Source organism: Phascolarctobacterium sp. (assembly GCF_045124115.1).
Classification (GTDB): domain Bacteria; phylum Bacillota; class Negativicutes; order Acidaminococcales; family Acidaminococcaceae; genus Phascolarctobacterium_A.
The window spans coordinates 23,966-34,625 of record NZ_JBGVLF010000046.1 but is presented as its reverse complement, the minus strand read 5'-3'; the positions used below and the strand labels follow the sequence as shown (position 1 = coordinate 34,625).

The 10,660-nt window shown below is 47.7% G+C and carries 12 protein-coding genes, 2 tRNA genes and 1 other RNA gene; all 15 read right to left on the bottom strand.

Annotated elements, in window-relative coordinates; genetic code table 11:
- Positions 1–54: 54 nt before the first annotated feature.
- Positions 55–128: transfer RNA gene (locus ACJMM4_RS06825), tRNA-Gly, on the bottom strand.
- Between the two features lie 6 nt (positions 129–134).
- Positions 135–211, bottom strand: a tRNA-Pro gene (locus ACJMM4_RS06820).
- Positions 212–333: 122 nt separating this feature from the next.
- The gene (locus tag ACJMM4_RS06815; RefSeq protein ID WP_405383715.1) at positions 334–1,002 is read right to left on the bottom strand and encodes an NlpC/P60 family protein; all 669 of its coding nucleotides are present in this window, start codon (positions 1,000–1,002) and stop codon (positions 334–336) included.
- Positions 1,003–1,123: 121 nt separating this feature from the next.
- Positions 1,124–2,056 (bottom strand): glycosyltransferase family 2 protein, encoded by a 933-nt coding sequence (locus ACJMM4_RS06810; RefSeq protein ID WP_405383713.1) that lies wholly within the window; start codon positions 2,054–2,056, stop codon positions 1,124–1,126.
- A 56-nt stretch (positions 2,057–2,112) separates the two neighbouring features.
- Positions 2,113–2,467: RNase P RNA component class A (gene rnpB, locus ACJMM4_RS06805), an RNA gene on the bottom strand.
- Between the two features lie 88 nt (positions 2,468–2,555).
- Complete coding sequence (locus ACJMM4_RS06800) at positions 2,556–3,365, bottom strand: nitroreductase family protein (protein ID WP_405383711.1); 810 nt, start codon at positions 3,363–3,365, stop codon at positions 2,556–2,558.
- Between the two features lie 9 nt (positions 3,366–3,374).
- On the bottom strand, positions 3,375–3,764 hold the full coding sequence (locus ACJMM4_RS06795) for a hypothetical protein (RefSeq protein WP_405383709.1): 390 nt from the start codon (positions 3,762–3,764) through the stop codon (positions 3,375–3,377).
- A gap of 10 nt (positions 3,765–3,774) precedes the next feature.
- Entirely contained in the window at positions 3,775–4,680 is a 906-nt protein-coding gene (gene murB / locus ACJMM4_RS06790) for a UDP-N-acetylmuramate dehydrogenase (protein WP_405383707.1), read from the bottom strand.
- Complete coding sequence (locus ACJMM4_RS06785) at positions 4,680–5,021, bottom strand: YlbF family regulator (RefSeq protein ID WP_405381770.1); 342 nt, start codon at positions 5,019–5,021, stop codon at positions 4,680–4,682. Before ACJMM4_RS06785 ends, murB begins: the two co-directional genes overlap by 1 nt.
- A gap of 6 nt (positions 5,022–5,027) precedes the next feature.
- A complete protein-coding gene (locus tag ACJMM4_RS06780) occupies positions 5,028–6,086 on the bottom strand; it encodes a M15 family metallopeptidase (protein ID WP_405381772.1) in 1,059 nt (352 codons plus the stop codon).
- Positions 6,086–6,862 (bottom strand): carbon-nitrogen family hydrolase, encoded by a 777-nt coding sequence (locus ACJMM4_RS06775; protein WP_405381774.1) that lies wholly within the window; start codon positions 6,860–6,862, stop codon positions 6,086–6,088. The genes ACJMM4_RS06780 and ACJMM4_RS06775 overlap by 1 nt, the downstream gene beginning before the upstream one ends.
- Positions 6,859–7,377 (bottom strand): YqeG family HAD IIIA-type phosphatase, encoded by a 519-nt coding sequence (locus tag ACJMM4_RS06770; RefSeq protein ID WP_405381776.1) that lies wholly within the window; start codon positions 7,375–7,377, stop codon positions 6,859–6,861. The genes ACJMM4_RS06775 and ACJMM4_RS06770 overlap by 4 nt, the downstream gene beginning before the upstream one ends.
- A complete protein-coding gene (locus tag ACJMM4_RS06765; protein ID WP_405381778.1) occupies positions 7,374–8,921 on the bottom strand; it encodes a sensor histidine kinase in 1,548 nt (515 codons plus the stop codon). Before ACJMM4_RS06765 ends, ACJMM4_RS06770 begins: the two co-directional genes overlap by 4 nt.
- Positions 8,922–8,924: 3 nt before the next feature.
- Positions 8,925–9,623 (bottom strand): response regulator transcription factor, encoded by a 699-nt coding sequence (locus tag ACJMM4_RS06760; protein ID WP_405381780.1) that lies wholly within the window; start codon positions 9,621–9,623, stop codon positions 8,925–8,927.
- An 82-nt stretch (positions 9,624–9,705) separates the two neighbouring features.
- On the bottom strand, positions 9,706–10,632 hold the full coding sequence (locus ACJMM4_RS06755; RefSeq protein ID WP_405383705.1) for a 3'-5' exoribonuclease YhaM family protein: 927 nt from the start codon (positions 10,630–10,632) through the stop codon (positions 9,706–9,708).
- Positions 10,633–10,660: the final 28 nt, after the last annotated feature.

Below are 10,660 nucleotides of genomic sequence, written 5' to 3'. Positions count from 1 at the left end.
CACGGCTTAGAAGGCCGTTGCTCTATCCAACTGAGCTACTGAACCATATTAAATTGGAGCGGGCGATGGGAATCGAACCCACAACATCAGCTTGGAAGGCTGAGGTTTTACCACTAAACTACACCCGCATCGCTTGGTCGGAGTGGCAGGATTCGAACCTGCGACACCCTGCTCCCAAGGCAGGTGCGCTACCAAACTGCGCTACACCCCGAGCACGAATGTCATTTTACCACAAAGACCATACTTTGTCAAGAGAAACTACTATATATAGGGAAAATTTATCATTTAAAGAGCAGGTAGGCTTATACCTACCTGCTCACAAGATACTTATGTTTACAATACTCTGCATGCGCCGTAGTAACGTGCACCCCAATAACCGGTAAACGCGGAAGAAACGGTAACACCGGTGCTAGTACCGGCATGGATAAAGCTACCATTACCAACATAAATACCAACATGGGAAGCACCGGGCTCATAAGTGCTATAGAACACCAAATCGCCGGGACGGAGCTGCTTCATAGAAATGCGACGGCCATTATAGAACTGGCTATCAGCAGTACGGGACAGATACACGCCTGCACGTGCAAACGCATACTGGGTAAAGCCGGAGCAGTCAAAGCCATATGGAGAAGTCCCACCAAATACATAGGGAGTACCGATAACACTATAAGCTGCACGCAAAACATTGCGGACAACGGCTTGACTACGGTTAGGAGGCAGCTCTTTGTTCATTAAAGCTCTATAAGTTGCTTCACCAATAATGCCATCCACTTCCAGACCCTTATCTGCTTGGAACTGTTTAACAGCTTTTTCGGTTTCGGGACCAAAATCACCATCTATATTACTAATCGTATAATTGAGCTCTACCAATCGCTTTTGGATTGCTTGGACTTCCTGTCCATCATCCCCACGTTGAAAGGAAGCAAACGCAGAAACCGTGCCAAACAAACTGAACAGCACAGTCAAACACAACACTAACAATCTACTCTTGACCAACGGCATCCACATCCTTTCACATTTTAAGACATACTTATTATACCACAAAATCTAGTATCTGTAAAACTTAAATTTGTAAAGATTATTTTACACCGAAAGCAGTGGCATCATTGTAATATTTTATACACTATTTAGAGTTTTTGATATGTCTGCCTACTAAATAAAGTGGTCTATGTTTGATTTCTTCAAAGATACGACCGATATACTCGCCCAAGATACCAATACCGACTAAATTAATTCCGCCCAAAAACAGCACACAAACTGTAGTGGTAGCCCAACCGGGCACAGCATCTTCCGTAAACAGCTTCACGTAGAAAACGTGGCCTAAGAGTGCCAAGCTGAAGAAGCCAAAGACTACGCCCACATAAAAAGCCCAACGCAGAGGCAGATTAGAAAAAGCGGTAATACCGTCCAAAGCGAAGTGCAGCATCTTACGCAAGTTAAACTTGGAGTGACCTGCAAAGCGAGGCGGTGCTACGAACTCCAGCACTGCCACATGGAAGCCCAAAGTATTAACCAAACCGCGGATAAAACGAGCGCGCTCACGGTACTGCTTAAAAGCGTCCACCGCAATACGGTCCATCAGGCGGAAGTCACTGCCACCGGGAGTAATCTCTACTTGTGACAGAGCATTAATCAACTTATAGTATACGCTGGAAGTGATGTTTTTAAAGAACCCTGCATCTTCCGTAGCCATACGCTTGGTCTGTACAATCTCGTTGCCAGCTTCCCACAAACGCAAAAGCTGGGGAATGAGCTCAGGCGGATGCTGCAAATCACCATCCATGGTAATAATCGCATCACCGTCAGCATTATCGAGGCCGCAAGTCAGCGCCATCTGGTGACCATAGTTACGGCTCAAAAGATACGCTTCTACATGGGGATCAGCAGCAGCTAAATCATTTAAGATTACAGCACTGCTATCCTTAGAGCCATCATCTACAAAAACAATGCTGTAGTCGTAGTCCTCCGCCTCCATGACAGCAGTAGCGCGTTTGTAAAATTCGTGCAGGTTGTCTTCCTCGTTAAAAACAGGAACCACCAAAGATACTTTTTTCATATTTCACCAACTATCCATAACAAAAAGGCTGCCTAAAAAAGGCAGCCACATTGACAAGTATGAGTGCTCAATAAGCCGAGTTCTGTTCCGCAAAGCGGTGATAATCATTTATCTAGACTTACAGTTGCCTGCAAGCTCAAGCGACACAACCCGGGAGGCTCAGCGGGCCGCTTCATCCCTCCCCTATTTGGTCTTGCTCCGGATGGGGTTTACCTAGCCAGCCTGTTACCAGACTGCTGGTGCGCTCTTACCGCACCGTTCCACCCTTACCTGCCCGAAAGCAGGCGGTACACATTTCTGTGGCACTATCCCTAAGATTGCTCTCGCCGGACGTTATCCGGCATCCTGCCCTATGGAGCTCGGACTTTCCTCATCGTGCTTAAAGCACGCCGCGATTATCTTTCGCACTCAGTCAATTATTTTAACACAGGTAGCACAATTAGTCAACGCTCACCTTTGCAAAATACTTTACCATTATTTTCTGAATAGTAGCTGAACCTTAGCGGAAATCAACTTTAAGATGTTGGCGTTCAGGCATCCGTTTGAATTTGTATTTAGGATAGCCAACCATCAACGTACCAACAATTTTATGCTTCGGCGGAACTTCTACCAAATCCAGTAAAGGCTTGTAGCCTGCAATACCGCAGCTTTGAATAAAACCGGCAATAGTAGTGCCCAAGCCAATGGTAGGCGCAAACAGCTCCGCATACGCCCAGCTTTGTTCGCAGTTGGATACACCGGTAATATTCAAGCGGCGCGCCAAAGCGAAAATCAAGCAAGGTGCATGGCGGGCAATAATGTCCTGGCCACGGTCGCGGTAAGCACGGAGCACAGTAGCAAAATAACGCTTGTTTTCCGTACCTGCTGCTACTTCGTCTTCCATCCAGTCCGCTACCGCATCAGCAATAGCTTTGATTTTTTCCTTGTCGCGGATTACAACGTAATACATACCTTGGGTATTGCCTGCAGTGGGAGCATAGCGCGCCACATCCAGCATACGGGTAATTTCTTCATCAGTAGGCGCCTGTTCTTTGAAGTTACGGATACTGCGGCGCATACGCAAAAATTCATAGGCATCCTCAGGAGTAGGCATGGGCATGGTTACAGGGCGCTGCTTCTCCAAAGGCGCATACTTGTTATCCAGTGCGCCTACAGGGCAGATCGCCACGCATTGACCGCAGCTCATGCAGCCTCTGTCAAAATCACACTCCGGGCCGTTCTCCCCCAAAGTAAGGATGCAGGAAGGACAGCACTCCACGCAAATACCGCAACGGAGACATTTAGCTGTATCAACCTTTAACAAATCCACGGTAACACCTCATTGTTCAAACTGAATGTATTCCAACCCTTTAAAATCAGCTTGGAAAGGAGCACTCTTCAATGGTTTGCCCATCAGCTCTTTATCATTGGCAGCCACGCCGTCCATGTTAACCAGACCAATGGAAGCAACCGCGCAAAGACCGTGCAGTTCGTTTGCCACCTTCAGTGCCGCTGCCTTGTCAGCTTCAGTTACTACTCCCTTATTAGGGTACATATCAGCTGCAGCTACAATAACAGTCAGCATATTGCCGCTGAGAGCAAAAACGTGAGGCACAGCGCATTTTTCCGGCTGCACATAATCAACCACGAATTGGTGTCCTTCCAGCCATGGAATCAGCGCTTGCAGCCCCAGCATATGTATTTCTTGATCATTCATCAATTCTTCCACAGTAATCTCCTTACTCCTCGCCCAGCACCAGTACTTCCGGCTCCAAATGCACACCATGAGCAGCCTGTACCTTTGCCTGTACGTCAGCAATCAGCTGCAGCACATCTGCCGCAGTAGCACCGCCAATATTTACTACAAAACCTGCGTGTTTTTGTGAAACCTGCGCACCGCCTACAGTATAGCCCTTGAGTCCGGTCTGCTCAATCAAGGTCCCGGCAAAATATCCGGGAGGACGTTTGAACATACTGCCTGCACTGGGCAGTTCCAGCGGTTGTTTAGAAGTACGGCGCTCACTGAAATCCGCCATCTTAGCGGCAATAGCCTGTTCATCAGCAGGTACAAGTTCAACGGTTACAGTAGTAACCAGTTTGCCACTGCCCATTAAAGCAGTATGGCGGTAGGAAAAATCAAGCTGAGCCGCAGGCAGTTCTTCTACCCTGCCATGCATATCCATAACACGTACGCTACGGACAACTTTGGACATTTCTCCATCGTAAGCACCGGCGTTCATATACACAGCTCCGCCGATGGTACCGGGAATACCCACAGCAAATTCCATACCGCTAAGCCCTAAAGAAGCAGCTTTTTTGGAAGCCATAGCTAGGGATACGCCACTGCCAAAAGTAACAGTGTTGCCCTCTACAGCAATGCTACCCATAGGATTGCCTAGCTTGATAACCAAACCGCGAATACCTTTATCACGCACCAAAAGATTGGAGCCATTGCCTACCACGGTAACAGGCACGCCTGCTGCCGCAGCTTTGGTCAGTAACGCTGACAATTCTTCTTCGCTAGACGGAGCAGCCAATAAATCTGCAGGTCCGCCGATATGGAAAGATGTATGCTTGCTCATAGGCTCGTCCGCCAGCAAAGGCTTGGCAGTACAGCCTGCAAAAATACTGCGCAAGTCAGTCATTATTTTTCACCCATAGCTTCCTTAACTACGTCTTGGATAGAGTTGGTTACATCTGCCAACATCATTTGGAAACGCATGAAGGAGTTCAAATATTGCATAGCATCGCTGTTCAAAGACAGAATGCTGTACAGCTTGGAAATCTTTTCGGTAGTTTCCTTAGCAGGTTCTTTGCCTTGATATTTAGCAATTTCTGCTTCTTGGTTCAATGCCAAAAATTCGTCCACCATTTTTTTAGCGCCTTCGTCTTTAGCTAAAGCAGCAGTTGCTTCTTTCAATTTTTTAAATTCATGGCTTTCACGCATTGCGCGTGCCAATTCGTTTGCATTATCGTATACGTTCATAATTAATTACCTCACTTCCACATTTAAATGTGCCCAATTGGTTGAAGGGCTGTAATCAAAATGCCACCATTCCATTTCAATGCCTTTGAAACCATACAGTTCCATGGTCTCCCGCAGCAAATCACGCAGATAACGTTGGCGTGCCGTGCCACCGGCGTAGCTGGCAAACTGGCGCAGGGACGGTTCATCGAACCCGCTGACCATTTCCACCTGTTCCCCGGTAGCAAGACTGTACAGGCTTACGTCCACAGCAGCACCAGTATTGTGGGCACTGCCTTTGGTATCCGGATCGTCCAACATACCCTTTTGGTTAACAGGCAGCGCCAAAGACGCCAGCTTGCTCACACTCCAAGGGCGGTAGGCATCCCACAGTACGAGTCCATAGCCATAGGGAGCAAGATGCTGTTGGACTTTAGCCAAAGCAGCCGCCGCTTCCTTCGCCAGCATCAGCTTGGACGTTGTATAAAGAGGCGCCCCAAAGCAGTTATCTGCCAAAGCATAGCGGGAATCAACCTTTATACCTGCCACAGTAACGGCATCCACCAGTTGGGCAGCTGTTCCTGCAGCAAGCATTTCCGGCATTACTGCCTCCGCAGCCTGCTTGCGCAGCTGCGTCCATTCTTCCGCAGTATGGGCGGGGAAACGAAAAGCCTTTGCCCGTTCCCCCACACCTTGACCAAAGAAATAACGGCTATAGGTGTGCCCGCCTACGCGGCAGGCGATGCCGTACCCGTCAGGGTCGCGTTCAAAGCGTACCTTGGCTTCGCTGGCGCTCATGGGCCCGGCTTCCGTCATTAGATAGGCATCAAAATGTTCCTTTGTTAAAGGATAGATGTTGGCACCGCCAAAAGCTTTGTCGCTTTCTGCAAAGCGATACAAAAGCTCTAAGCGGCCGTTATTCTCACGAATGAGGATATTTTCCCCATTCCCGTAATAGAAGCCCAAAATATGTTTTACATCCTTGGGAGCATCGGGAGGCACTGCCGCCCACACACTGCCCAAGCCCGTTTGGGCATACAAAAGCAGACCGGCCGCCAAGCCGGTCAGCAATTTTTGTAAATTCATTATTGAATCAGCTCCTTGCGCACATCGGCCAAAGCGTTGATCCTGCTGCGCACCTTGGCAATATCTGCCAAATTGATATCGCAGGAAATGACTTCCTCTGCCATTCCTGCTTCTGCCAAAATCTTGCCACTAGGAGCTACTACCATGGAGTGACCATAGAAAGGTGCTCCTTTAAAGGTTCCTGCGCAGTTAACCGCTACTAGGAAAATATGGTTTTCCGCAGCACGCGCCTGCGCCAAAAGGCGCCAAATATCGCCACGTGCTTCAGGCCATTCCGCAGGACAGAAGATTACCTGTGCTCCCTGCAGCGCCAAATGGCGGTACAGTTCAGGGAAACGTAAATCGTAGCAAATAGTGGAACCGCAGCATACGCCGTCTAAAGTAAAGGCGTTAAAGTTATTGCCGGGAGCAAAGAATTTCTCCTCATTGAATAAGCCAAAGAGATGCACCTTGTCATACATATTGACAATAGTACCATCCTTATCAATGGCTACAGAAGTATTATAAATTTTGCCATCATGGCGCATGGGTACGGAGCCTGCTAAAATAGCACAGCCTTCAGCTTGAGCAATGCGTTGCAGTTCAGCGATAACAGGAGAATTCTCCCCTTCCGCATCCTGCTCCAAGTGCCCCAAGCTGTAACCCGTAGTCCATACTTCCGGCAGCACCACCAAGTCATGCTCCTTGGCGGCTGCCGCTGCCAGCTGCAGACCGTGGGCAACATTGCCCTCCTTATTCTTTTCCAGAACAGCCAGCTGCAGCAAAGCTATTTTCATAATACGCGCTCCTTAGGCATCATCTTGTTGCTATTCAAACGGCCGATGAAGAATTTCTCCAGCTTACGGGTGCAACGGGTAATAAAATGTTCCTTGCCGCCCAAAGATTGAACCCAAACAACAGGATGACCGGACAGTTTAGCACCCAGAACGTCAGTCAGCAATTGGTCGCCAATGAAGAGGATCTTTCCGCCACCCATAGCTTTAGTCAATTGCTTATACGCCATGGGCAAAGGTTTGCCTGCACGCATAATGCTGCCAAGACCGGTTTGACGGGTAATAGCTTTAATGCGATCGCCGCCATTGTTGCTGATCAAAGCAACGTTGATGCCCAGTTGATGCATTTGACGAATCCAAGTCATGGCACGGGGTCCAACCATGTTCTTGTCGCGAGGCAGCAAAGTGTTGTCAATGTCAACAACAATCTTCATGTAGCCATTGCGTTTCAACCATTTGGGAGAAATGTCAAAAATACTTTTTACTCTGTAATCGGGACAAACATACTCTAAAATCATACTACCTTATCCTTTGGAAATTTTATTTCAAATGTGGTTCCTGCTCCGCATTTGCTGATTACTTCGGCGCTAGCGCCATGGACGCGGATAATTTCCTTAGCGATGGCTAAGCCTAAACCGGTACCGGGAACACTGCGGCAATGAGATTTTTCCACTCTGTAGAATCTTTCCCAAATAAAGGGAATGTCTTCATCGGGAATGCCCTTGCCTTGGTCCGCTACGGTCAGCAGGACGCTGCCATCAGGCTGTTTATTCGCTCCTATTGATACAGTACCATTTTCTGGCGAATATTTCAAGGCATTATCGCCTAAAATCATGATTAACTGTACCAATTGATCACCGTCACCTAAAATTTTAATGTCTTCAGGCGCATGCACGTTGAACACCACGTTCCGTTTCACTGCCTTCACACTCAATTTTTCGGCGACATTGCGGATGATTACTGCCAAAGGCAGCTCATCCATATTACTATTCGTCAAGGGGTCGCTGGATTCCAAACGGCTGATATCCAGCAGCTCGCGCACCATACGCTCCAGACGAACGGTTTCTTCGTTAATCAGCGTTCTGTAACGCTGCAGTACCTCCGGGTCAGTAACCATGCCGTCGCTAATGGCTTCGTTATAACCGCGGATGATGGTAATGGGTGTACGCAGCTCGTGGGAAACATTGGCAACGAAATCACGACGGATTTTTTCCGTCCGCTCCATTTTAGAGATATAAGCCTCTAAATCCTGCCCTAAGCTGTTCAAAGCTGTAGCAAGTTCGGCAATTTCGTCCTCGCCCCTTACCGCCAGCCTGCGGGAGTAGTCCCCGGAGGCCATGGCCATGGCGCTGTCCTTCATTTCCAACACGGGCTTGATCACCAGTGCAGAAAGACGTTTTACCAAAAACAGACTGCACAAAATGGCAATAATGCCCACAATCATTATGTAGATGTAAACATTGCGCAAAAACTTTTCAAACCCGCTGAGAGGCTCTATCATTAAAATGGCGCCACGATTGCCGCTGGGCAACACATAGGGAACGCCCACTAGGATAACCTGCTCTTTATAGTAGGGGTGATAGATTTGCGACTTAAAGGATTCGCCAGCGTAAATATTACGCAGGATAATCCGCACTCTATGGGATAGGCTGCTGTCCTTAATATCTTGGTCCAGCTTCATAGCACTGCGATGCAGTTCGCTGGCAGAAGGCAAGCCGTACTTCATGTACTGGCTCAAAGAGTCAGGCTCATCAGCTTTTTCCGGACCGTCGTAGTAAGAAGCGGCCACCAACTCATAATTGTCGTCAAAAAGCCAGATGCGCGCGCCCACAAGCCTGTCTACAGCGATGATATAGCGGTGCAGCATATTGGTGTCATCCATGCGTATAAAAGCGGAAACGGTCTCACCCATTTCGTGGCCCTTCTCTGACAGTTCCTGCTCTTTGATTTCAAAGAAGTAGTCGGCAATCAGATAGGAAATGCCCGCTGTAATACCCACAACGATGATTACCACTATGGCCATAAAGCTATACATCAGCCTAGTGCTCAAGGACTTCTTCATAAATTATTTGTCCTTCAGCTCAAATTTATACCCTACGCCCCAAATAGTGGTAATGTCCCACTTGGCATCGGGGGGAATGTTCAGCTTTTGACGGATACGCTTAATATGAGTATCCACAGTACGGGTATCGCCATAATATGAATAGCCCCAAATGCTTTCCAAAAGCTGGTTACGGGAGAATGCCTTGCCCGGATTAGAAGCCAGACACCACAGCAGTTCCATCTCCTTGGTGGTAAAGGTCATTTTGTGGCCAAAGGCAGTAACTTGGTACTGCTCCATGTCGATAACCAAGCCATCATAAGTAATGCGGGATGCATCACCTTTCTTTTCATTAGTGCCTGCGCGGCGGAGCACCGCTTTCACACGGGCTACAACCTCACGGCTATTGAAAGGCTTGGTGATATAGTCATCGGCACCGATTTCCAGACCGGCAATGCGGTCATCGTCCTCGTCTTTGGCAGTGACCATAATAATTGGCAGGTCGCTCATTTTACGTACCTGCTTGCACACCTCGATGCCATCTAAAACAGGCATCATAATATCCAACAGGAGGATATCAGGTTTATCAGATTGAACTTTGAGAATCGCTGCAGCACCGTCTTCGGCCTCCAGTACCTCAAAGCCTTCTTTTTCAAAATAGATCTTCAGAATCTCTCTAATCTGAGCTTCGTCGTCTGCAATAAGGATCTTTTGCTTAGTCATTGTTCTCACTCCTGACATCACATGATGTTTTATCCTATTATAACACAAAATGTACTGTCATTTGTACACGTTCACAAAAGATTTACAGCTTATCTACTAAAATGTTTCTACTTAACATCCTATTGAATTCCCAAGAGCCTTTACCTTCGTGTTTTTCAAATTGGTTCATTACCGCATTGATTTCGTCAGCGTAGTGGACGATGAAGGCTTCACGGGTAGCACAGGCTACAGGAGAACCTTTTTCGTTGTCCCCATGATGGGACAGTAAAATGTGCTGCAGCTGCTCCAGACGGGAGGAAGGAATACGCAACTTGGCTGCTGCTTCCTGCACCATCAAGCTGGTCATAGCAATATGCCCTAAGAAACGGCCTTCGTTAGTATAAGGGAAACCAATTTGAGAAGAAATCTCTTTAATCTTGCCCAAGTCGTGGAGCAAAGCGCCGGCAATAACCAGATCCTTATCCACTCCATCAATCCTGTCAGCCATTGCCACCGCCAAATCCGCCACATCTACGGAATGTTGCAGCAGACCGCCCAAATAAGCGTGGTGCATACGCATTCCAGCAGGATTGCGGACAAAGGCATCGTAGGTATTGCCGCTGAAAATAGTTTCCAGCAGCATCCGCAGTCCCGGTGTACGAACTGCTTTAATATAGTTAGCTAATTTTGTCTTATAGACCTCTTTATCAAAATCGCCTTCAGGCAGCAGATTGCTGATATCATCTTCGGGCAAAAGGTCCGCCAAACGTTGGATGATTACCTGTAAGGACATATCATTGGCAAATTTATTGATGTCCACGTTACCGCCAATCATAAAGGCTGTTGGGCCCTCTAATTGGCGCATCTTTTCTACTACAGGGACTTCAAAAGCAATAAAGGCTATACGTCCGCTGTTGTCCTCTAAAAAGCCACGGGCAAACACGCCGCCATTGGAGGAAGTGCCAACTTTTTGGACACGTACCAACGCAGCCTGACAAATTTTTTGCCCTGCTTTCATATCATTAATCATTATTTCACCTTCTATATAAAAACTTCAA

What these genes read in the sequence shown, in the direction of transcription:
- ACJMM4_RS06780 (WP_405381772.1), bottom strand. Translation starts at nt 6,086, where the DNA reads ATGAATTTACAAAAATTGCTGACCGGCTTGGCGGCCGGTCTGCTTTTG.
- murB (WP_405383707.1), bottom strand. Translation starts at nt 4,680, where the DNA reads ATGACTGACTTGCGCAGTATTTTTGCAGGCTGTACTGCCAAGCCTTTG.
- ACJMM4_RS06815 (WP_405383715.1), bottom strand. Translation starts at nt 1,002, where the DNA reads ATGCCGTTGGTCAAGAGTAGATTGTTAGTGTTGTGTTTGACTGTGCTG.
- ACJMM4_RS06775 (WP_405381774.1), bottom strand. Translation starts at nt 6,862, where the DNA reads ATGAAAATAGCTTTGCTGCAGCTGGCTGTTCTGGAAAAGAATAAGGAG.
- ACJMM4_RS06755 (WP_405383705.1), bottom strand. Translation starts at nt 10,632, where the DNA reads ATGATTAATGATATGAAAGCAGGGCAAAAAATTTGTCAGGCTGCGTTG.
- ACJMM4_RS06770 (WP_405381776.1), bottom strand. Translation starts at nt 7,377, where the DNA reads ATGATTTTAGAGTATGTTTGTCCCGATTACAGAGTAAAAAGTATTTTT.
- ACJMM4_RS06810 (WP_405383713.1), bottom strand. Translation starts at nt 2,056, where the DNA reads ATGAAAAAAGTATCTTTGGTGGTTCCTGTTTTTAACGAGGAAGACAAC.
- ACJMM4_RS06785 (WP_405381770.1), bottom strand. Translation starts at nt 5,021, where the DNA reads ATGAACGTATACGATAATGCAAACGAATTGGCACGCGCAATGCGTGAA.
- ACJMM4_RS06760 (WP_405381780.1), bottom strand. Translation starts at nt 9,623, where the DNA reads ATGACTAAGCAAAAGATCCTTATTGCAGACGACGAAGCTCAGATTAGA.
- ACJMM4_RS06765 (WP_405381778.1), bottom strand. Translation starts at nt 8,921, where the DNA reads ATGAAGAAGTCCTTGAGCACTAGGCTGATGTATAGCTTTATGGCCATA.